Genomic DNA, 21,740 nt, shown 5'->3' on the forward strand with positions numbered 1-21,740 from the left:
GGCATGCCCGTGCCGAATATCGGAAGAAGCTCGCAAAGTCGTCCAGCGTCTGATGTTTTTTCAATTTATGGCCGCTGGCGGACGTCTAGCCCGCCGTGCTGGCATGCATTCAGCGCCCAGAACCTAGCGCCGGGTTCCCTGTTGCCGTATTGTGATAGCCTTCAGGGAGCGGGATTATGACTGAACGGAAAGGGATTGCGAGAACGCCGCGCGAGCATTTCAGGCGAACCGCAGAAGACGAACTAGAGAAGTTTGTACGCAAAGAGATTGCATTTCAGCAAGCCGAGCGCATCGAGCGCGCAAGGGAGCTGCGCCTTCCTGTTCAGAAGGAGATCGTGCCTTCCTGGTCTGGGCCGAGTTCGAAACCGGTTACACGGCGATTTCCCTGATTGCGTCCCAACTCAAGCGCTTATGACGATGGGCGCCCGGCAGCGTCCGTGATCGCCGCGATAGAGCGGGCCTTGCAGGTGTTGGACTCGGCCGTCGGCTGCTCGAAATCGGGATAGCGGACGGGCCATAGCGGGCCCAATCAGACTGCGAGGCGACGATCAACGCCGATGGCTTCTACCAAAAATGCGGCTTTCGAAACGCGGGCCGAGACTTTCTTCTCTCATGGACTCGGCTGTGAGCCTATTGAAATTGTGCGGATGGAATTGTGAACATCGACGTTCACCGGCGCAAAGCCCAACCTTGAACGTAAAGGCGGCAAATCATCCCTCACATCGTCGCGGCCGTCAGTCTGCGGGAGACAGCCGAGCTCCAATACGATGCGCTCTGAACGCATGAGCACTCAGATGCGCACGTGTCTGCGGCGGCCGGTCCACAGGCCAACGAGCGCCGTGGCGATGAAGATCGTCACCCCACAGGCCATGTAGAGGCCAGCTTCAGTAGCGTTGGGGACCAAGGTTGGCAGAAGGAAGATGAGAGCGCCGAGCCCGCCCGTCAGCAAGGTCGTGAATGCCTGGACGCGTCCGATCAGGGCCGAATCCACAACGGTCAAAAGATGTCCGTTGGCCGCAGCCCGTGACAGGTTCCAAAGCATTCCAGCGAGGGCATAGAGCAGGATCGCGACCAGCGGGTTCGTCACGAAGGACAGAACGATCAACGAGGCCGCTGCCCCTGCGAGAACAGTCGCTGTTGCTCCGGCCATCTTCCTGGCGAACACTGGTATCCCAGCGATGGCGAGAGCGGTCATGCCGGCGATCGCGGCCGTCATCTCAAGCATGCCGAAGAGATCGCTGCCGCCGCCAAGCGAATGGATAACGAAACCAGGCAACAACAGGTTTGTAATCTGGATCACGGCGAACGCCAGTCCCACCGTGATTGCGGCGGACAGGCTTTGCGGCTCGTCCAGAAGATAGCGGAACGCTTCACGCGAGGCGGAAAGCGGATTGAGCCCCTTCATCGATCGGCGACCGCTTGGGGTCCTCGTCAGCGTCCCGAGCAGAGGCAGAATGGCCAACGCGATGCAGGCAGACAGGACGGCCGCCGTAGCGCTGCCGAGACGATCGATCGCGTAGCCGGCTACACCTGTCCCCATGGCGAGCCCTGCCTGATTGAAGAAGGACAGGCGCGTGTTGAACGCCATGCGCTCAGACTCGGGAATGATCGACTGGAGCAGGCCGCTCATGGCGCCTGCCAGGAGCGCATAGCCGAACGCCCCGAGAACGCCCGACAAAACCAGGAGTGGAGGTGAGAGCCCTTCGGGCAGGACCTCCACGAATGCCAGCGTAAAAAGGCCGAAAGTCCTGATCGCTTGTCCCGCTGCGGTGACTGTGAGACGGCTATGTCGGTCGACGATGTACCCGCTGAGCGGCGCGAGAACGAATCCAGCGACGCTGGAGCTCAGCAGCACAAGGCCAACCAGGCTCGATCCTCCGGCGTGGAACGCAATCCACGCCGGCAAGACGACGCCGACGCCGACAATGAAGAACGACGCCGAGGAAAAACCAATAATAAGGCAAAGTCGTTGCGTCGCTCGCATATCCAATTCGTTCGCTCCCGCTCTCCGGAGGACAGCTACGTCCTTGCCTCAAGCTCACCCCCGAGGCCCTTCCGCTGCATGATGGAAGAGCCAGAATTCGAATGACACATCCGGCCGCCCCTTGTTGTCTCTCCCGGAAAGCCGATGATCGGCACGACGAGCGGCACGGCCTCAATTACGCGCTTGTTCGCGCCCGCCAGGCAGAGGATTCGAGCTGCGGCCAAATTGATCGTGCGTTTTTCAACAAGGGCTCTCAGTACCGAGCTTATCGTTCCGCGCCGTGGCGTTTGCTCTATGAAAGGGGGCGCGCGCTACTGATCGGATTGGATATTCACCAATATCTCGCCGGCGACGATTTCGGGGTCCCCAAGATGGAGGTCATGCGGACTCGCTTGAACGAACTCCAAGACCTTTTTGTTCGCTGCATTGGCGCTTTCGCGATCCTCGAATATCATCACAGCGACACCGACGCCTTCACCTCCGTTCAGCACATAGTACGATCTGAATCCATGCGATTCCCTTAGTATCTGACCGATGCCGCTTTTCGCGCGGCGGGCGGCATCCGCAACCGAATGAACCTTGGTGTACCTGCGAATGACCATGTACATTGAAGCACCACGCGTCTCATTTCCATCCTACTCATCAAAGCATATTAGGTCGGCGCTGGACTAGGTCGTAGTTCCATGACCGAGCATGCAGCGACTTGGCTATTTAAACGCCAAGCATGACGGATCCCACATCCAAACTGGACTTGCCGAACCGGGGGCTCGATCTCCTGCGCCAGACGGGCGTCCTCGTTGGAGCCGCCGACGCTGAAGCTTGGCTGAGCAGATAGACGTCGCTGCGGCTGGAGCGACGCGCGATCGCTGTTCGGAGGCAACCGACGTAGGTGATGCATTTAGAGCATCACGTGATACCAAATCTTGGACTAGACACGACACAGCTTCCTGCCCAAATGGCAGGTATCGGAATCTGCTGATGATGCTACTTCATCTCGGGAAACTGCTATGCGGAAACGACCGCTCGAACGCAATGTAGCGGATCTGGCTCCTGCCGATTCGATCGTGACGCCCTATGACTTCGTGCATCTTGTCACTTATTGGCGTCTGTTGGACGCGGATAGCGAGGGGGCAGACTGGCGCGAGGTCAGTCGGATTGTCCTCCGCATCGATCCGGCGCGCGAACCGCACCACGCGCGGCAGGTCTATGACAGTCATCTTGCGCGCGCCAAATGGATGACCGAGGTGGGCTATAAGTATCTTCTGCGAGGCGATATCCCAGGTCTTCATTAGGACGGACGGCCGCATCTTCGTTCACCTTTCACGGAAGACTTTTTTGCCCGATAGATAGAAATGCCTGCCTACCGCGCAACGAACGGCAGTTCATTACGAAACGAGATAGCATCGTAGAATTTTCGCCTGCATCGCAAGACCGACGCGTTACGATCGACAGTTGGCGGCAGATGATCCGCGCGACGTTCAGGTACGGGCGCCGCGAAGGTCACTAGGCCAGCATTGGGTCGGTTTCAATGGCCGTCACACGACCGGCGCATTCGACGATCTCAGCCAACACCGCCGAGTAGTACCCGGTCCCGGCACCGACCTGGAGCACGCGATCGCCGCGCGCGATGTCGAGATGCTCCAACTTGCGTGCCCAGAAGCTGGGCAGTCCATTATTGAGGTTGCCAGGACCGCGCGCGCGGATGTAGAGGGCAATCTTGAGCAAGACTTTGATCCGAACATGAGCGACGAGCTGGGCGAATCCGGAGCAGGGTTGCGTCCGATGCGCTCCCGCCGGTGCTGGTCGCACAATCAGCGGCATTGAGCTCAAGCACAGAGGACGTCACACAGCTAGAGGCGGTCAGGCGTTTTCTCACCCGTGCTCTTCATCACCTGCGCAGCGAAATCTCGTCAGCGATTGCGCCCGCGGCGCGTACCAGCCGTCCATGCAAGGTCTCGAACATGTCGAGGATGTCGTTACTAGGTTCATTCCTGTCCTGTTCGATACGCTGGATCATGCGAAAACAGCAAACTGTGGGAGCGGCTGTCACCAACCCTCGAAATTACACAGGCTTTTCCTATCATTCGTCGCTCCGGCAGATGAATTATTCTGCCGCGCGACCTGGATTGTATTGGCGCTGAAAGTCGGCCAGTCGACGATCCGCGAAGCAAAGATAATAGGAACGCTTCACACATTTGAGATCGTTAGCCCGCGCGCGTTTCAATATCGAACGCCAAGATCCGCCGCAGGGTGTCCCGCCTCAGGCCGCGGTGATCGCGGTCGCGGGAGTTCCGGACAGCATCGGCGATACCCTTCCGGAATGTCCAGAGGACCACCGTGCGCAGCGGAATTTTGGTTTACGCCCGGTTCATGCGCAGCGTAGGTATCCTGAACGACTCGCCGGCAAGCGCGAAAGACATATTCCGCTTCGCAACGCCCAAATGCCTGGCCAAGACATCCTTGATGACAGATACGTCGTCCGTGAAAGCCATTTTATCGAGAAATTGCCGCAATGCGGCTTCGTCGGGACTCAATCGGCTGCAGATCCCGAACTTGAGGATTTCGGCGACGGCTTCGTCCAATTTCAAGCCGTAGCTCGTAACCTTGCCGCTCTCGTAGACCGCGGAGCGCAGCCAGTAGGCGCCCCTGTCGAAGAATATCATTGGAGTGAAATTTTCAGCGTCCTTAGCGTAGTAGTTCCTTTCCACGTCCTGGAAAATCTCGCGCAGCGTTCCGCCGCCCCCTCGGCCGTAAATGATCCCAGCCCGCGAATTGTTGACGAGCGCTTCCTCGCGAAGACTGTTCTGATAATATTTGGCGTAGTGCGTCGCGAACGGCATCGTGGGCTCAGCACCGTACAGCCAGGTCGGAATGGCCAGCCTGACTGGCAGCGTCGACGGCGCGGCCGAACGCACGTCGAGCGCAGCCGCGAGCCAATCGCGGGCGGCCATCACGTCCTTCCGCTTCGATTTCTTAAGGCTGCCGTCGTTCTCGAAGAGATCGTCCAGATTGCCGTAATCCGGGGTCGCCGCAAGCTTCGCCAAGGCCCTTTCGAGATCGTCCATTCCATTTCTGCTAAAGGCCACTCCGACGTGCGCAGCCTCCATAACGCCGGGACCACCTCCGGTCACGATGAGGTAGCCGTCTTGCGCCACGCTCCAGGCGAGCTTGGCGATGTCGGCAAACGCGGGCGAATTACGCTTGGCGGTGTGGCCACCCATGAAACCCACGAGCGGCCGTCCGACCTTCAGGAACCTCTTGAGAGCATCGGCGATCGTCGCGTCGTGTCGGGCTTGCTCCAATCGCGTTTCCAGCGAGGATGGCACGGGTCCTCCGTCGGACACGAATTGCCGGAACACCTCGAAGTCGCGGGTGAGCGTGAAGCCCAATTCGTCGAACGGATTGAAGCCATCGAGGAGGTCGGACGCCGTGTACAGCCTCTGAAGCATCGTCGGCAGCATCGAACTTCTCCCCTCGGGATTTAGCGAAACGCCGCGTCCAGCACTCTCGCAAGCCTTGCCGCGGCAAGGGCCGCGCGGGTGCGGGCGACGTTGCGCGCGTTCGTCTCGTAGTCGCGCGTAAGTTGGACTGCGGTCGATCCGAGCCCGACCGGCTGAGCGTATGCGAAGCTCTTCGCGGCCTCGAAGCTCTCCTGCGCCCATTGATCGGGATCGAGCACCTTCTCCGCGTCGGGGTCGACCGCAACGGAGCCGAGACCGCCCCGATCGTCGGCGTCGAAGATGGCCCCGAACACGGAAGAATATCCGCCGAAGAGACGATCCCAATAGGCATGCAGCGCGATCGTTTCGCCGGTGGCCGGGACGACAATCTCAGCGTTGCCGCCGCGGTCGCCGTGCGGAAGCTCGGCGGTATAGCGGGCGATCGCGTGAAGCGGTTGATGGAGATCCCCGACGAGGTGCAGCAACCAGACGAGGTCGTAAGAACGGAGTTGATCGGGGGCGCCGGAAGCTGCGGGCAGCGTAGCGATCATGATCTTCGCCATCTTCGCGGCATCGACCGGATCCGGAGTGGGCAGCGTCGTGCCGTCGGGCGAGAACAATATATCCTCATAGTGCCAATAGCTGTGCTTTAGCTTGTCGTAAGCTACGTTCTGCCCGGCGGTCGCGTCCGTAATGCGATCCTCCCGGTATTCGCTCTTCGTCTTGATGTCATCGGTCCATGTCGCCGCGTGGACGAAGGCATGGGTCCTTCGGGAAGCTTCGTCTTGCGCACCGCATGTCCAGACCTGATAGTCGGGACTAAGCCTGAGCAGGCCATCGATCTTGTCCTTGATCGCGGGATCGAGCCGCTTGTAGGCCAGGTAGGCAATCTGCATGTGCCCTTCGTCCCACCACGCCAACGCCCGGCCCGGCGCGAGCGCGATGAGGCACAACAACGTTATCGCGGCGGCTTTCTTCACGCGCGTTCCTCCTCAATCGTGCCTGATGTCGCGATCGTCAAAGGTTGCGAGGCAGAAGATCGGACTCGGATTTCACTGGAATCGCCGGCCGCGCCTCGCCCACGACGGGCTGATCCTTGCTCTCGAACGTATCGGCCGACCTGACCTGATCGCCGAAGTCAAGGCCGGCCCGGCGTTCGATCTCGGTGATGGCGACGCGCCATTGTGAGACGTCGACGAAGGCCGGCGGCTTCGGCGGAATTCCTCCCTTGCGCTGTTCGGACAGCAGTTGTCGCTGATCGACGACGAGCCCGACAGATTTCACTCCGTTCTTGCCCTTCCAGGCGATCACCTTGAAGAACGAGGACGGAATCTGGATGTCATCAGCCCAAAGATCGGCCTTGTCGTCGAAAATCGGTCCCTGGAAGACGCAGATGCGGTTTGCGGTCTCTTCGGCTATGGCCCCGTTTTCGAGGACGTATTGCTCGGCGCCCTGCCAGAATTTCGTACTCTCGTTGAAGCGGAAGTGCTGCGGGGTGCAATTGGTGAAATGATAGGTATCCGCATTCGCGCGTTCGGCTTCTTCCTTGCTTCCCCAGTCAGGATCCATCCGGCGAGTCAGATGGCCCCTATCGAAGAGATTGGACCAACCAGAATAGAAGGTCTGGTCGATGAAGAAGCTCGCGCTGATGCGGGGGTCCCCGTACCATGTCTCTCCTTCAGCGCCGTCGGTGACCTCTCCTGTGGAGCGATCCACATTGAGGAAACTCTTGCCGTCGACGTTGGTCGCCGTGAAGAGAGCCATCTTCTTGGCCTTGTTCATCTTGATGCTGAAGTGCTCGTACTTCAGTTCACCGGCCTCGGCGTTCTGTTCACCGGCCCTCAAGGGAGCAATCTGCTTCGCCAGTTTGCCGACCGGCGTGGGCAGCGGAAACGTCACGCCGTGCACGAACCGCGGGTCGTAGCCGTCGCGATTGGAATAGTCCTCGTCGACCGATATCTTTTCCGCCGCACGCGTGAGCGTTTTCTGGGGAGCTGGCGCTGGCCCGATCGATGCGGCGGTCGCGTAGCTTCCGCCCACCCGGACGCTCACCTCGATCGGAATCGTCACCTTGATCTCGTTTCCACCGGCTTCGCTGGCCATGACGCCCTCCTCCCCAATCACCAGACTCTCTTGTGCATCCGCGGAAGGATGCGGCGGCGAGAGTCGCTTTCCGCCCGTCTGCGCGAGAGCCGTTTTCGACAGATCGAGCGCGGCCCGCAACAGGTCGCGACGTTCCCCGTCGAGGCTCGCGAGCCTGTCCGAGAGATGTCGATAGATGGCGCTGATTCGCACGCCTTCGTTGACGTTCGTCGGAATGGGATTACCGTTCTCATCCTTGCGTTCGAGGAACGGCTCACCGAAGTGGTGAAGCGCAACGAGTTCCCACGCATCGTTGAAGACCGCGGCTCCCGACGAACCGTGGTCGGTGTCGGTCTCGTACAGAAGCGTACGCTCGGTCCGATACTGCAAAATGTTGTTCCGGATCGCGATCATCTTCGGCAGACCGTTCGGGTGCTGCACGATATTCATGTTCATTCCGATCACGTGCTTGTCTGGCCGATCGGACAGGACGCATAATCCAAAATCTCGTGGGTCAGCGTCGCCGGCTACCTTCTGCCCGAGAGCCAAGAGGGCGTAGTCCAATTCCTCCTGCTGCGAGAACAGGGCGAAGCGCTCGGGCGCCAAACGGAAGATGGTGGTGGGCCGCATCGAGCCGTCCTCGCCCATCTCCCGATCGAAAGTGATCTGTGCCGAAAGCGCGGCGGCTTCGTTCTGGATCACGTGCTGGTTCGTCATAAAAAGCGTGGGACTAATCATGAAGCCAGTGCCGGCAGTCCATTTGCCTCCGGCCGTCGCCTCGACGAACGCGATTGCCCGCCGCGCCGTCGCGCCGCCCGGCAGGAACCACGACGCCTGCATGTCGTCAGGACCCTGCACGGCCTCCGCGCCTCGCGGCATGGTCTGTCGCGCGGCCCGCAAGCTGAACATCGCCATACGCGTCCGGTCCGGCTCGGCCTGGCGCCACTGCTTGCCTTCCACGAGCTTGCGCACGCGATCGCGATCTTCGCGCGTCTGCTCGACGACGTTCCGAAAACGCGCCTGATCGATTTCCATGGGTCAGCCTACCCCGATCGAAAGCGCGTTGAGCTGACCCGTGGATGCGACCGCGCTCCTCACATTCGGACATCTCTACGTCATGACAACGTCACAAAATATCGTCAGGAGCATGTTGCATCCGGTGGTCCACTGGAGAGCGCGTTGAAAATTGTCGCCTATCGCCCAAATGCTCGCGCTTCGTGAAACCGCCGGGCTCTCCAAGTGCCGCGACATATTCTGCCCCGCAATAAATTCCCGATCAAAAAACGCACGCAATCTTTGATTGCTGATCCTACATATATCGCGTGCGCGGTCAAGCTTGCCCGACAAAAACGAAGAAACGAATGCGCGGCCCGTTGACGAGCGAGCTTGGAGCGTTTGTAATCACATCTTGCATTGAGACGTCCCAATCGCTTTGGAATGCCGGATACCGTCGTAATTCTTCATGACATTGCAGGGAGTGGACATGGCCGAAATCGAACTGTCCAAATACATCGCGAGCTTGAGGGACGAGCTGCTGGTGGCGATCGAGAACGCCGAAACCAGCGACCTCAAATTCGGACTCGAGAAGGTCGAGCTCGAGGTCGAGGTCGTCTTCGACGCGTCGAGCGCAGTGAAGGCCGGAGGCAAGTTCAAGCTTTTGGTGTTCGACGCCTCGGCGGGCGGCGAGGCCAAACTCGAATCGAAGAGAACGCAGAAGCTGAAAATCGGCCTCGTGCCGAGCTATCGCGGAAAGGATGCATTCGTCAGCGAGGAGAGCTCGCCGGCCGCGCGGTGAGCCATGTCGATTCCCCTCGACCATCGCGTGACGGACGTCCGCGTCTCCCTGCCGGACGGCCGCGAGCGGAGAGGGACGGGCTTTCTCGTCTCGCCGGGGAGGATTCTGACCGCCCTTCACGTGATCACCGGTGAAGCAGCGCTGCACCAGCCGGCCTTGGGGCCCGTTGCCGCGACGATAGAGGTCAGGCTGATCGGCGAACTCGTACGAGAAGGTGGATCGGCCCACGTCGATCCGAAGCGTGCCGCCGCAGAGATGGCCGAGAGATCCAGAAAGTCGTGGAGATCGGTCAAGCTGATCTGGCCTGAAGTCGGCGATCCCGTACCGCGGTTCGAAGTCGCTCTCCTCGAGTTCACCGAGTTCTCGTCCACCGGACCGCTCGCTTTCGTCGTCCCTCCTTTGGTCGGCACCGCGGAGGACGGTACCCCCATAAGAGCCTTGGGGTTTCCGCGGTGGAGCGAGCTCGACGCCGGCGAGGTCGGCAAACTGCTGGAGCCACACGTCGTTCACGTCACGGCCAAGCCGGCTCCTCAACTTTACAGCCCCTTCACAGAGGGGAAAGTGCTATCGGGCGCGCCCATCGACGACAAATTCGCGGGTACGGGCTGGGAACGCCTTTCCGGATCGGTCGCGTTCGACGACGAAGGCCGGCTCGTCGGCATCGTATCGTCCGCGAAGCGTTCTTCGGGCAACGACGTCCTCAAATTGACGCTTATGTCGAATGTGTTAGACGGCGGAGCCGACATCGCCGACTTCGCGAAACTCAGCGGTCTCTGGGATCCTTCGAGGATCGCCGCGCGCACATGGCCCGTTCCGTTGGCCTTACCGAGCAATCGGGACGCCGACCTTGAGCAGTTCGTCCAATACGTTCGTGCCAATTGGATATCCGGCGTCCTGTCCGAAAGCCTGGACGGCGACAAGCCACTTCCGATCCGCGGACACTTCGAGCAGAAGGATGCAGATCCGGACGCGCTCGGCTCCGGCTCCTTGGGCGCCGATCTCCCCGAAATCGATCCGGTGGCGGCCTTTCTGGATTCGGGACGGGCATTGTTCATCAGGGGAAGAGCCGGCGTCGGCAAATCACATGCCTTGATGCGGATCGCGGAGTTCCTCTGCTGGCGCTACGAGGTGGGGCGCCCCGCATCCGAGCCGGGGCCAGCGATCTTTCTGCTGAAGACCTGGCGACCGCGAAGCCAGGATCTCGTCGACTGGATTCATGGAGAGCTAGAGCGCAGCAACCGAATTCGCCGCGACGTGTCGGAAAGATGGTTGCTCGAAGGTCGGGTGACCTTGCTCTTCGACGGACTGGACGAGATCGACGAGGCAGAACGCGCCGAAGCATTGAAAGGCATAAACCACTTTCTGGAGGAGTTTCCGAAGCCGGATTTCGTCATTTGTGGCCGAACCGGTGAAATCCAGGAAATACTGCGTCTCGGCGGCCTGTTGGCGATCGACACCTTCCATCCCCAGGACGTGCGGGACCACGCCGAAAAAGTATCGGAGACACTCGGGCGACACCTGGAAGAATCCGCCATCCTTCTAAAGCTGGCGCGTTCGCCACTGATGCTGCGGTTCCTGATGCGCTCCTACCAGAGCGCCGGCGACGACCCGCTTTCGAATATCCCCGAGGATCCAGCCGAACTGCGTGGGCGTACGTTCCGCCTGTACATTGAGGCGATGCTTGCCGGCGCCAGGTCCTCGGATAGATACGTGCCGGAAAAGCGCTTCCTGGCTCGCCTTTCCTCGCTCGCGAAGATCCTTTCGGACAACAGGCAGACTATTTTCCAGATCGAACGCGTGCAGCCAAACGTTCTGCGCTCGGCGACGCTGATCGCTTCCTATGCGTTCCTATCGCGCTTTGTGCCCATCGTCATGATGGGACTTCTGACCGGCGTCACCGCGGGCACGGGCATGCCCCTAGGCGCCGCCTTGGGCAAATTCCCGGCATGGCCGGTTTCACAGAGATTGCCGGTCGACGTGGAGAAGAGTCTCGCGATCGCGGCAGTCACGGGTCTCATCGTCGGAATCTTCGAGGCGTATCGCCTGTGGCGCCGGCGGCCCAGACCAAGAGAGGAGAAGAAATTCGTCATCGGCTATAGCGCGGCGCTCGTCCTATTCACTGTTTCGTCGAGCTATCTCGTCGGCGAACGCATGGGAGTCCTCAAGGGCACGGACTCGGCACTTCTGTTTCCGCTCGCGATTGGCATCTTTTTCGGCACGTGCGCCTCCACGCCGGTCTATTCGAACGACATCCCTCTAGGTCAATTCCTGCATTTCTCGTCCAAGCGGGCCGCCAAGGGATTGGTCTGGGGACTGTTTGTCGGCACGGCAATCTTCCTCGTCAACTATCTGGATCGTCGCGACCTCGCCTATAGCGGGATCTATCTCGCGATCATCGCGATGCTCGGCGCGTCGTGGGCAGGCATAAGAAATCGGCGACCGACGTCGGATGAACTCAAGAAGCTGGGACCCGGACTCTGGCTGCGAAATGCGCTCAAGTCATTTCTGATTTTTGGCGGAGCGGTTACCGGCGCGGTGTTCTTCCTGGGCGTGGTCGATTGGCTTGTCCGGGGGACCATGATCTTCGATGCAGGTATTTGGCTTCGAGCTGCAGTGACGAAGGGTCTGGTGATCGGCGCCGGAGCCTTCTTCGTGTACGGGGCCTTCGACTTCGGAAAACACGCTTGTTTGCGGCTGCTCCTAAAGTTTGCCGGAATACTGCCTCTTCGGTTACGACCGTTGTTGCGGAGCGCGGAAGCTCTCAATTTTATGATGAGGGTCGGGAATGGCTCCATCTTCGTGCACGGAGAGCTTCAAGCATACCTCGCCGCTCTGAGGCGACCGTTGTCTTGAACCCGCGGCGCCGCCACAGGTCCGTCGCTGACTTCCGGAGTCTTACAATCAAGCTCGAGGCGACGATCAGTCGCCGAAGGCTTCTGCCAAAAATGCGGCTTTCGAAGCGTTGGCCGTGGCTTTTTCTCTCTGGACCCGGCGGCTAGCCTATTGAGATCGTGCGGCTGGAATAGCAAACTTCGACCTTCGAGCGTCCATGCGGCCATATTCGAAAAACGGAATGCCAAAACCAATTGAGACCCGCGGAGGCAGCTGTCATGGATCGCTATGGTAAACGGTGACGCGTAAGGGCCGGTCCATCGATGAGACTCTCGTGGAAGAAGGTCTCGCGCGACGATGGAGCGGATCGCGGCATCCGTGGTGCAACTGACCTATCGAGAGATTGAATCGTTTGGCCCTGATCGATTCATAGAAAGCATTGGACCTCGCTTTTGCAGGAAGCGAGAATCCGCGCATGCCGAACTTCAAGCCAGCGCCGCTTCATCTTCGCCGCATCGACGCCACCCGCAACATGCGGCGGTTTTACTTGCTTTCGATCCAGCCGACCTTATTCGGCGGGCTCTCGCTGATCCGCAACTGGGGCCGGATCGGCACCAAGGGCCAGACGATGGTGCAGACCTTTGACGGCGGCGATGAAGCGAGCGACGCATTCGGACGATTGGAACGCGCCAAGCGCAAACGTGGATACGCGGGTGTAGAGGAGAAGGTCTGATAGTTCGTCAGTTTTCCGGGGATTGTGGCTCTGCCTGTGATATCGACCCTACCCGTCCGGCGCTCTTCATGTCAGACGGAGGAAAATCACAGCAAGACGGAGCCTGTTCCATGACCACCGCCAATGAGATTGCCGAGAAGATTGCCACCGAGAACAGCCTGACAAAGACGCAGGCGAAGGCCATCGTCGACGGCGTGTTCAAGGCGATCGCCGATGCAGCCGTGAGCGGGGCCGAGACAAGTATCGCCGGCTTCGGCAAGTTCAAGGTCAAGGACACGCCTGCGCGCGAGGGGCGTAATCCGTCGACCGGCGCAACGATCACGATCGCAGCTTCCAAGAAGCTCACCTTTGCGCCAGCCAAAGCCATCAAGGACGTCCTCAACGGATGAGCGGAGCCTTCACAGTCGTGCCGTAAGTCGTTAGACGAGGGGGCTTACGCCCCCTCCTGCTCGGCCGCGAGTGCTTCGTTGCGCTGGCGGATGAGGTCGGCCAGTTCGGCTTCGAGCGCCTTGCGCTCCGCGGGCGTGAACAGACATTCCCGCAGCTCGGCGCGCAATTCCTCGATGGTGTCGACGGTCATGAGGGCGTCTCCGATTGAAAGGAAGAAGGCCCCGCCTCGCGGCGGAGCCCTCTGGCGGGAGCCTCAGTCCCGGTTCGGCCGGGACCAGATCAGCTGCAGGCCTTCCTCGCCCTCCACCTCGATCAGGGTGGCGTAGATCGGAGCGGGGAAGCTCGGGTCGTCCAGCTTGACCGAGAGGTAGTCGCGGCCCTCGTTGGAAACCTTCTGCCAGGCAGCGCCCAGTTCCACGTTCGCCGCCGCGAAGATGCGGAAGTGCGGTCCCTTCTCGGAGGGGTTCTCGACGCGGACCAGCTTGGCCTTGACGTTGAGGTTGAGAGTTTTGATCGTCCCCGCAAAGCCGCCGTTGCCGTTCGAGGTGAAGGTGCCGATGGTAGCCATTGTCTCATTCCTTTGTTTTCTCGGGCCGCGCCTATCGCGACCTCGATGGCGGTCGTGAGACCGGAGGCGATCGACCTGCACCCGAAGGGCCGAAACAAAGTGGAGGGCGGCCGGGAGCGACTTTCTTGAACCGCGAGGAATGGCGCGTAGCGCCAGGGGAAGAAAGTCGAGGACGGACGTTGCGGGGACAAGATCGAGAGCCCGCGCAGCGGGAGCGGCCTTCGGTCAGACCAGCCTCTATCGAGGACGCAGATGGGTGTGCCCGTCGCGAAAACACGGGGAATGAAGACAGGCGCCGTTGGCCGTTCGGATCTCGAGGCAACGAGCACAGGCGACGAAACGCGGTTTTCCTCAACCAGGCCATTCTGGTTCCGCGCATCCCCACGCGAAAGAAGCGCTGCTCTCAGCAGTCACGGCGCATCTGTCGAGGTCGCTGCCGAAGATCGCCAACGAGCCAGCAGACGTGCTTGTCGCGCGGATGCAACCTCGCCACAACAGATCCATGCCATCGATCATCTGCGGAGGCGAAGACAAGCGATCTGGCCACAAACGCAATCGCGAACGAATACGTCCAGCGCTTCCGCCGCAAGGCGGCGTCTTCTCTCTTTTCGAGCGTGGCTTGCGACCTACAAAGACGCCATGTGCAAAGGGCCACAAGCATGGTGGAACGCACGACCGCGTGGAGGTCAATCGCGCACAGAGCGATCGGGAAGGGCACGAGGCCCACCCCTCGCATGCACGGAGCATGAAACATCAGGCAGCCTCCTGGTCGCTTTCGGCCTGCGGCTGAAGGCCGTGGAGATACGCAACAGCACGCTGCGCATGGGCGGCTGCCGAGAAGATTGCGCGACGGTCGTTGGAAAGAACGGCGACCCAACTTGCCACATAGGCCGCATGATCCGGTCTCGGCTCCAGCTCAGGGACGATGCCGAGATCGGCGCAAACCAGGGCGGAGCCAATTTCGGCTAAAAGTTCTTCCCGCGCTCGCTCACTTCGGTCCTTCGCGTAGCGGCTGAGATCGCGGCCGACGCGACGGGAATCCGCCGTCCAATGAATGTGTTCATGGCTCAGCACCGCCACATATGACGCGGCATCACGGAAGCTCTCGAAGATTGGCATTTGAATGTGATCGCTCGATGGCGAATAGAACGCCTTCGAGCCGCCATGCCGGATTACGGAGCCGGTGTTGGCGAAGAAACGATCGGCGTGCTCGATCCGCTCGACGGGATCGAGGATCGGCGTCGGCCGGTGATAAAAGTGTTCGGGCAAACCTGTGATCTGCTCGACGTTGAACGCGCTGTAGGCTTTGAGAAACGGAATATCACGCTCGACTTCACCGCCCTGCTCATCCGTCTCGGTCTTGATAAACCGGCTCGCATAGATGACAGTTGATCCCGACTCGCCCTTGCGGACATGGCCTCCGAGCTCGATCGACTGCCTGAAGGTCATCCAGATCGGGGACGTGAAACCACGCGCCAACCCTTCCGACCACAACAGCAGCACATTCATGCCAGTGTATGGTTCGCCATTGTGGCGCAGCGGTCGGGTGATCCGGCCGTTCGCATTGCCGGAGCTCCAGGGCTGCACCCAAGGCCGCACGCCTTTCTCCAGATCGGCGACGATGCGTTCTGTGATTAGCGCATAGATGTCGGCGCGCCCGCCTTCTTTCTTCCCACTCATTTTCCTGAATCTCCGTTTCGAAGGCCGCGCCCATCGCGGCCCGTCACGGCGGTCCGTTGCCGGGGAATTCAGGAGGACGGCGCACCCCTGGCCGTAACGAAGTGGAGGGCGGCGAAGCCGCTGCGCCGACCTCCGGCCCTGGCAGGACCGACAGCCGGGACGGCCCGTGGGTGCGGCCTGCTCTCCTTCGCTCGCCGTTCGCCTTTCTCTTTCGAGCATCACGATCTGGACGTTCGGCGAACGCGCGCCGCATGGCGACGGCGGAGACATAACAAAGGGCCGGACCCATACGGGACCGGCCCTAAAGATGCAGCGATAGAAAGAGGGGCGAGGCCGAAGCCTCGCCCGATGCTAGTCAGCCGAGAGCTTCCATCTGGAGCGCGGCCGCCTTGCGATCGACGGCGTTGCCCGGATTCTCGATCGGACGCTCGAACGGCTTCCAGTGCTCGCCGACGACCTGCTCGTAGGCTGCGATCGCGCCTTCGGCTGCCATGCGGAGTGCGTGTGACTGAAGGGCCATGTCGGCGGCGAACTCGCGCTTGCGCTGCGCGGTGCCGTTGAAGCCGACCGGACCATCGAGGTCCTCGTCGCGAGCGTCGTTGGCGGCCTTCGCCGTAGCGTCACGGGCTTCCGTCACCGCGCGGCTATAGAATTGGCCCGCGCCGTGGGCGGAACCGACATAGGCGCCGACGATCCGCTGCAGATGGATCTGCATCGCGCGCTCGCCAAGGCCTTCGCTGAGGCTCGCGGCCGTCTCGACGATCAGGCGCTCATGGAGATCGCGGATGCCGTCGCTATCGAGAACGGGAAGGCCAAAGCTCTCGGAGATGAGGGTTGCCTGGGCGGCGTCGGGGCAGGCGAGCCTGACCATTTCGAGGGTGGTGCCCTTGCGGAGTTGGACGACCTTGGCGGGCTGGCGGGGAGCGCGAGCGGTCTTGGTCATGGGAACATCCTTTCCTTCGGTTTCTCCCTGAAGGCTTGGGCCGGCTCCGGCCGGTCCTCCCTTCGGGTGCGATCGAAAAAAACCGGCGGAAAGACGGGCGCTTCAGGGTCCGGGGCTGCCGATCGAGCGGAGCGGGTTTGCGGACAAGCAGGGCTTTGAGCCCTCGCGCGGGACGCGGACCCGCTTTGCCGAGATCGGCGGTCCCGGCCGCAACGCGGCGCGATAGCGGCCTTGAAGCGCCCGGCCGCCGGTTTACGAGCGCGACAAACCCGAGGGGAGATCCGGCGGACCGGTAACGATGAAGAGAAAGCCGGGCGGCAAGGATCGCCATGACCTGTCGCGAACTCACGCATCGCTTCAGATATCGCGATCGGCAGCGTCGATATAGGACAAGTCGAATCCGCCGAGGCTGTCGGCGTTCCACAAGGTCGAGATGAAGTTCGCGACGCCGCACGACTGGCCGGCATCGATCGTGGCGATGCGGAGACGCTCGAATGCCGCGCGTTGTCATCCATGGTGCCGCTCCCCATGGCTGCGCGACCGCACAGCAAGGCCGGGCCGATTGCACGAGCCGCGCGGATCGAGCTGATCGGATGGAAGCCCGTTGCGAAGGCAGCACGCCGCGATGGCCGTATCCTGCCGGACGAGCTTGCGGGACAATGCGTCGATCTCCGGCTGGCGTTCCGCCGTGATTGCCGCAAGATGCGAGCGATACCGCTCGAGGAAGGCACTCGGTTCCGGCGCCCTGCCCCGCCGATAACCGGCGCATTTTGGCTTCAGCTGCGGGATCAGCGCCGTCATCCGCCGCGTGATCTGGCGATCGATCAAGTCGAGCTGGCGCTGAATCTGCCGCCGCGCCTCGTGCATGCGATGCAGGAGCACCATGTGATCCGGGCATCGGCTCATGTTACCCTCCCGGCCTGCCAGCCGACGAACTCCGACGGTCCGCCATAGACCTGGTGCCGGTTCGGGTTGATCACGAAGCCAAAGCGACCGGCCTCATATTCGGCGGATGGAACGAGGAAGCGCCGCTCCTCCGTTCCAGCACCGCGCCTGCCGCCGGGCGTTGCAACGCACTCCACGAATCCTTTGCTGTGACTGGATGTGATCGCCGAGATGACGATCCAGTCGCTGGCATGCGTTTGCTGGAAAGTGCGACGATCCTTCTCGTAGGACTCTCCCGGTGCGAGCAGGGTGCCGAAGATCGTCTCCCAGGCGTCCGGCCATGAATTCTTGATCGTGCGCTCGGCGCCGCGGCGTTCGAACGCGGTGAACAGATGCGGAAAGGTGATCGCGACGATCGTCCATTCGGCATCTTCCTCATACCAACCGCCCTTCGATCGCAGCATGGGATGGACCTTGCGGTTTCGCTCGGCCGAGAGTTTGAAGCCACCGTGGCCAGCCGTGGAATGCGTCGTGACACCTTCGGCATAGACGGTCGCACCCTGCGACGCGCCCCACGGCGTGTGGGCGTGCGAAGGCACTTCGACGCGGCCAAGCATCTTGCGCTCGCGCTGATGCTCGGCGCTTTCGAGAACGCGGGCACGGAATGCCGCTTCATCGGCAAGTACGCCGGAATGGCCGCAGAAATCGCCGCGCGTCCATTCGCCCATGGGGCGGGAGATGCGCCACGCCGTGACGAGATTATGCCGGCCATCGCGGGCGGGCGCCATCGCGAAGGCCGTGTCGCCCACGAGCGCGACGAGAAGACCGTCAGCGCTGCGTCCAAAAGAAACCCCCGGAAATCCGGGGGCATCGCTGTCTATGCAAGCGAGAAAAGACGGTTTCATGCCTCAGTCCTCCCCTCGATAGTGTCTGCCCCGACCTCGTCGGCCGTCACCTCTTCGCGCACAGCGTTTGGATAGCCATGGCGCGTCAGCCACTCCGTCGCGTCGGCCTCGTTGGTCGCGAGATAGACGAGCTCGGCGCCGTCATCAGCACGGTCGAACACGCCGACCGACCCGATGGCCGGACGTTCGACAACGGTGAAGTCGAGCTTCGAATCCAGCGAAAACGTCCGATGCACGCGGATCGCGGTGACACCGCCGGCGCCAAAATCTGCCTCGTGCAGTGTGAAAGACGCCGAGAGTGAGATGTTGCCGACACCTCGCTCACCCTGCTTCCGGATCAGTCGGCCCCGACTGTTGCTGGTCTGCCAGGCCGCGAGCTTCTTCGTGAAGCGAGTCGGCGGCCGCGGCGTGCCGTCCGACCAGGCGACGATCGAGCCGATGGGTGCGTTGTCGAAAATCCTGTGCGCGGACATTTTGTCCTCCATGTTTGCGCAAGCGTGGAAACAGAACCGCCGCCGGCATGGCCGGCGGCGGCAGATCGTTCGGAAGAAGAAAAGGGGGCAGCTGTTATTCAGCCGCTTCCCTGAACGGCCCGACGTCTTCCTCGGTCGGGTCATCGGCGATGCGATCAAGTTCGTCATCGACGTCATCCGGGTCCTCGGCGGCATCGGCTGCCTTCGTGCTGGACGCCAGCCATCCGGAAAGCTTCGTCGGGTCCGGTGCGAAGAGCGCGACGGAGTGGACGAATCGTCCGTCCTTGAAGTGCTCGGCGAGCGCGGCGCGGGTGTCCTTCGCGCGCTGGCGCGGCAGGACCGGCGTGTCCTTGCACGACGCCTCGAGCGCGGGGCGCGACAGGCACGAGAGAAAGTCCTCGGTGCCCATGTTGGGCAGGAACTCGTCGGCGCCGATCATCGTACCGGCGATACGGGCGACGATGCCGCTGTTGGTGGCGTTTTCCCGGCACGAGAACACGTCGATGAGCATGGCGCGCGCTGCAACGCGCAACGTGTCGATGTCAAAGGCGAGCTTGCCGTCGCCGTCGAACAGCACCGCCGTGTGCTTCGCCAGGCGGCTATGGCCGTGGTGGAAACCGCCGTTTCCCGTCGTGACCGAGACGTTCTGGCCGGCGAAGGCGAGGATCAGCAGCGCCATCAGCATGTCGTCCTCGATCGGTGCACGGTCGAGCGCTTCGCGCAGCGCATCAGTGCGGTAATCGCCGATCATCTCGACGCCCCTCCGCGTCACATCGGGGCGGGGTTTCGACATCGCGCCGATGTCGTCCGGTTCGCTCTCCGAACCGGATGCGGCCTTGCCCTTCGGCTTCTTCGCTTCGGGCATACGGTAATGCGTCGTCTGCACGCGGCCCTCGCGGTCGAGATATAGAGCGGTGCAATCGGACTTCGTCGGCTTGCCGTGGATCCGTTCGGCCTTCGGCGGCAGCTTCACCTCGCCCCAGTTCGTGGTCTCAGCGATGATGCCCTTCTTCGGCAGATTGTTCGCCATCCACTCATGCTGCGCGCCGAGAAAGGCCTCGACATTCGTGGTGTAGCGGCTGTCCTCGTCGGCCGGAGCAAACAGATCCTCGACCCACTGGATTCCGTAAGCCTGCGCGAGATCGTCGCCGAAGCAGGCGTGGCGGGCATACGTGCGCGTCTTCTGGAGGCCCTGGGCAACACTCAACCAAGACACCTGCGGGTCCGCCTTCGACGGCTTATGCTTCTTCCAGACCTCCTTCTGCTCGTCGAGCGAGGCGGCGGCAATGGTGCGCAGCTGCTGCTCGTTCGGCATGTCGCCCTTGGCCATGCGGTCGAGCATGGCCGGCAGGACGTTGGCGAGCAGGCGCAACTTCCTGATCTGCCGGACCGGCAGGGCGAGCGCCACCCCGACCGCCTCCTCGGTCCAGCCGAGGGCGATAAGGCGTTCGACCGCACGCCAAGAATCGACGGGATTCAGCGGTTCGAAGGCGATGCTCTCGACCATCGAACGCATCGCGCCGTTGTCGTTGGCCGGCTCGTCAACGAGCACGTCGATCTCGTTGAGGCCCGCCGCAATCGCCTGCTTCACGCGGCGATGCCCGGCATTGATGACGAAGCCATTGCCGCCGCCGCTTTCCGGCGTGATGAGGGGCGGCTGCACGATGCCGACGGCCTTGATCGTGGCCAGCAGCAGCGCGTCGGCCTGCGGGGTGGATTTGGTCTGGCGCAGACGGTCGGGGTTCTCCTTCAACGCGCGCGGATCGACCTTCATGAGATGCATGGAAATGCTCCTTTTGGGATTGCGGACCGGCTCGGCCGGCCTTTCTCGTCTTCTTTCCGAAGACATCCCCTGGACCTGCGGAGCGAGCGGGCCGGTGCAACTGCGGCCGAGCATCCCGGCCCTGCAGGACCAGCAGGGCCAAAGCCCTGCGTAGGACGAGGGGCCGGGATCGCGCAGGCGGCGGTTGAGCGGCAGCGCCGGCGGCCCGCCCGCTCCGCGAGCGGGCCTTTCTCCCCGCCTTTCCCCTCTTGAATCCTCTCATTCTGACGCTATATTGGGTCATAATGTGTGATGGAGGTCGACCATGGGCCTGTCTCAATTTGCGGATGACGGGTTTTTCGCCCCGAGCAAGATCGCCGAGGCGCTGCGCACCACCAGCGAAGAGGTCGCCCGCACGGCCGGGCTCGGCCGGGACGCGGTGCAGCGGAAGGAGCGGGTGCGATCCGACCGGACGCAACGGCGGCTGCGCGCGATGATCGAGGTCATCAACAAGGTCGAGCCGCGCTTCGGTTCGGCGCTGATGGCCTATGCCTGGTATCGCTCGGAGCCGCTGCCGGGATTTTCTGGCCAGACAGCCATGCAGCTCGTACGCAGCGGGCGTGCCGATGAGGTGCTCGACTATATCGACGCAGTCGATGCCGGCGTTCACGCTTGACCGTGGCGATCCGGTTTGAGGGGAAGCTCTACCGGGCACTGAACCCGATCTATGCGCGTGAACCGTTGTCGGGCCGGGGTGCGGAGCTTTACGGCGGTCGCTTCAATCCAAAGGGCATGCCGGCGCTCTACACGTCCCTGTCGATCATGACGGCATTGCGAGAAGCCAACCAAGTCGGCAACCTGCAACCGACGACGCTCGTGTCATATAATGCCGACATTGAGCACGTGTTCGATAGCCGCGACGACAGCGAACTGTTGAAGTATGACATGGACGCCGCCGCGCTCGCGGATACGACATGGCGCGACCAGATGAAGGCGACCGGAGAGGCAAAGACGCAAGCCTTCGTCCGCCGACTCATTAACGCACGCTATGATGCGTTGCTGGTGCGAAGCTTCGCGCCGGGCGCGACCGCGGAGGATTTGAACCTCGTGCTGTGGCGATGGGGCGCGGAGGCCCCGGCCCGGCTGGTGCTGATCGACGACGAGAACCGCCTCTCGCGCTAGCGGATCATACCGTCCCAGAAGAAATGACCATGGCCGTATCGAAGACGGACCTGCCGGACACGATGGTTTCTCCAATCTCCGGAGAG

General features: G+C 61.7%; 22 protein-coding genes. 7 read left to right on the plus strand and 15 right to left on the minus strand.

What is annotated here, in order from left to right:
• Positions 1-790 precede the first annotated feature (790 nt).
• Positions 791-1,984 carry an MFS transporter gene (locus QSV46_RS35275; protein WP_314962684.1) on the minus strand — a complete coding sequence of 398 codons (1,194 nt, stop codon included), beginning with the start codon at positions 1,982-1,984 and terminating at the stop codon, positions 791-793.
• Between the two features lie 311 nt (positions 1,985-2,295).
• Positions 2,296-2,592 (minus strand): hypothetical protein, encoded by a 297-nt coding sequence (locus tag QSV46_RS35280; RefSeq protein WP_314962617.1) that lies wholly within the window; start codon positions 2,590-2,592, stop codon positions 2,296-2,298.
• 399 nt (positions 2,593-2,991) lie between these two features.
• On the opposite strand from QSV46_RS35280, the gene QSV46_RS35285 reads away from it, so the two are divergent.
• Positions 2,992-3,276, plus strand: a complete 285-nt coding sequence (locus QSV46_RS35285) for a DUF2285 domain-containing protein (RefSeq protein WP_314962620.1) — start codon at positions 2,992-2,994, stop codon at positions 3,274-3,276.
• 211 nt (positions 3,277-3,487) lie between these two features.
• On the opposite strand, the gene QSV46_RS35290 is transcribed toward QSV46_RS35285, so the two are convergent.
• The 5 genes from QSV46_RS35290 to QSV46_RS35310 form a co-directional block, all read right to left on the minus strand.
• On the minus strand, positions 3,488-3,709 hold the full coding sequence (locus QSV46_RS35290) for a hypothetical protein (RefSeq protein ID WP_314962622.1): 222 nt from the start codon (positions 3,707-3,709) through the stop codon (positions 3,488-3,490).
• Between the two features lie 163 nt (positions 3,710-3,872).
• A complete protein-coding gene (locus QSV46_RS35295) occupies positions 3,873-4,001 on the minus strand; it encodes a hypothetical protein (RefSeq protein ID WP_314962624.1) in 129 nt (42 codons plus the stop codon).
• A gap of 340 nt (positions 4,002-4,341) precedes the next feature.
• Positions 4,342-5,445 (minus strand): hypothetical protein, encoded by a 1,104-nt coding sequence (locus QSV46_RS35300; RefSeq protein ID WP_314962627.1) that lies wholly within the window; start codon positions 5,443-5,445, stop codon positions 4,342-4,344.
• A 20-nt stretch (positions 5,446-5,465) separates the two neighbouring features.
• The gene (locus QSV46_RS35305; RefSeq protein WP_314962629.1) at positions 5,466-6,404 is read right to left on the minus strand and encodes a S1/P1 nuclease; all 939 of its coding nucleotides are present in this window, start codon (positions 6,402-6,404) and stop codon (positions 5,466-5,468) included.
• 37 nt (positions 6,405-6,441) lie between these two features.
• A complete protein-coding gene (locus QSV46_RS35310) occupies positions 6,442-8,541 on the minus strand; it encodes a DNA/RNA non-specific endonuclease (RefSeq protein ID WP_314962633.1) in 2,100 nt (699 codons plus the stop codon).
• Between the two features lie 448 nt (positions 8,542-8,989).
• On the opposite strand from QSV46_RS35310, the gene QSV46_RS35315 reads away from it, so the two are divergent.
• The 4 genes from QSV46_RS35315 (at position 8,990) to QSV46_RS35330 (ending at position 13,255) form a co-directional block, all read left to right on the plus strand.
• On the plus strand, positions 8,990-9,301 hold the full coding sequence (locus tag QSV46_RS35315; protein ID WP_314962636.1) for a trypco2 family protein: 312 nt from the start codon (positions 8,990-8,992) through the stop codon (positions 9,299-9,301).
• 3 nt (positions 9,302-9,304) lie between these two features.
• On the plus strand, positions 9,305-12,154 hold the full coding sequence (locus tag QSV46_RS35320) for an NACHT domain-containing protein (protein WP_314962639.1): 2,850 nt from the start codon (positions 9,305-9,307) through the stop codon (positions 12,152-12,154).
• Between the two features lie 454 nt (positions 12,155-12,608).
• The gene (locus QSV46_RS35325; protein ID WP_314962642.1) at positions 12,609-12,866 is read left to right on the plus strand and encodes a WGR domain-containing protein; all 258 of its coding nucleotides are present in this window, start codon (positions 12,609-12,611) and stop codon (positions 12,864-12,866) included.
• Positions 12,867-12,976: 110 nt separating this feature from the next.
• A complete protein-coding gene (locus tag QSV46_RS35330; RefSeq protein WP_314962644.1) occupies positions 12,977-13,255 on the plus strand; it encodes an HU family DNA-binding protein in 279 nt (92 codons plus the stop codon).
• Positions 13,256-13,299: 44 nt separating this feature from the next.
• Here QSV46_RS35330 and QSV46_RS35335 read toward each other — a convergent pair whose 3' ends face one another.
• The 8 genes from QSV46_RS35335 to QSV46_RS35370 form a co-directional block, all read right to left on the minus strand.
• Positions 13,300-13,446 (minus strand): hypothetical protein, encoded by a 147-nt coding sequence (locus QSV46_RS35335; protein WP_314962646.1) that lies wholly within the window; start codon positions 13,444-13,446, stop codon positions 13,300-13,302.
• 63 nt (positions 13,447-13,509) lie between these two features.
• Positions 13,510-13,824 (minus strand): DUF736 domain-containing protein, encoded by a 315-nt coding sequence (locus QSV46_RS35340; protein WP_314962648.1) that lies wholly within the window; start codon positions 13,822-13,824, stop codon positions 13,510-13,512.
• A gap of 753 nt (positions 13,825-14,577) precedes the next feature.
• Positions 14,578-15,504 carry an ArdC family protein gene (locus QSV46_RS35345; RefSeq protein WP_314962650.1) on the minus strand — a complete coding sequence of 309 codons (927 nt, stop codon included), beginning with the start codon at positions 15,502-15,504 and terminating at the stop codon, positions 14,578-14,580.
• 355 nt (positions 15,505-15,859) lie between these two features.
• Positions 15,860-16,447 carry a hypothetical protein gene (locus tag QSV46_RS35350; protein WP_314962653.1) on the minus strand — a complete coding sequence of 196 codons (588 nt, stop codon included), beginning with the start codon at positions 16,445-16,447 and terminating at the stop codon, positions 15,860-15,862.
• A 507-nt stretch (positions 16,448-16,954) separates the two neighbouring features.
• Positions 16,955-17,353 (minus strand): hypothetical protein, encoded by a 399-nt coding sequence (locus QSV46_RS35355; protein ID WP_314962655.1) that lies wholly within the window; start codon positions 17,351-17,353, stop codon positions 16,955-16,957.
• A complete protein-coding gene (locus tag QSV46_RS35360; protein WP_314962658.1) occupies positions 17,350-18,237 on the minus strand; it encodes a DUF7007 domain-containing protein in 888 nt (295 codons plus the stop codon). Before QSV46_RS35360 ends, QSV46_RS35355 begins: the two co-directional genes overlap by 4 nt.
• Positions 18,234-18,710, minus strand: coding sequence for a hypothetical protein (locus QSV46_RS35365; protein WP_314962661.1), 477 nt, complete (start codon positions 18,708-18,710; stop codon positions 18,234-18,236). Before QSV46_RS35365 ends, QSV46_RS35360 begins: the two co-directional genes overlap by 4 nt.
• A gap of 94 nt (positions 18,711-18,804) precedes the next feature.
• Complete coding sequence (locus QSV46_RS35370) at positions 18,805-20,493, minus strand: ParB N-terminal domain-containing protein (RefSeq protein ID WP_314962662.1); 1,689 nt, start codon at positions 20,491-20,493, stop codon at positions 18,805-18,807.
• Positions 20,494-20,797: 304 nt separating this feature from the next.
• Here QSV46_RS35370 and QSV46_RS35375 point away from each other — a divergent pair, with 304 nt between their 5' ends.
• Positions 20,798-21,148 carry an MbcA/ParS/Xre antitoxin family protein gene (locus QSV46_RS35375; RefSeq protein ID WP_314962664.1) on the plus strand — a complete coding sequence of 117 codons (351 nt, stop codon included), beginning with the start codon at positions 20,798-20,800 and terminating at the stop codon, positions 21,146-21,148.
• An 8-nt stretch (positions 21,149-21,156) separates the two neighbouring features.
• Positions 21,157-21,654 carry an RES family NAD+ phosphorylase gene (locus QSV46_RS35380; protein WP_314962686.1) on the plus strand — a complete coding sequence of 166 codons (498 nt, stop codon included), beginning with the start codon at positions 21,157-21,159 and terminating at the stop codon, positions 21,652-21,654.
• Positions 21,655-21,740: the final 86 nt, after the last annotated feature.

Origin of the sequence: Bradyrhizobium cosmicum, from assembly GCF_032290525.1 — a bacterium.
GTDB classification, from domain to species: domain Bacteria; phylum Pseudomonadota; class Alphaproteobacteria; order Rhizobiales; family Xanthobacteraceae; genus Bradyrhizobium; species Bradyrhizobium cosmicum_A.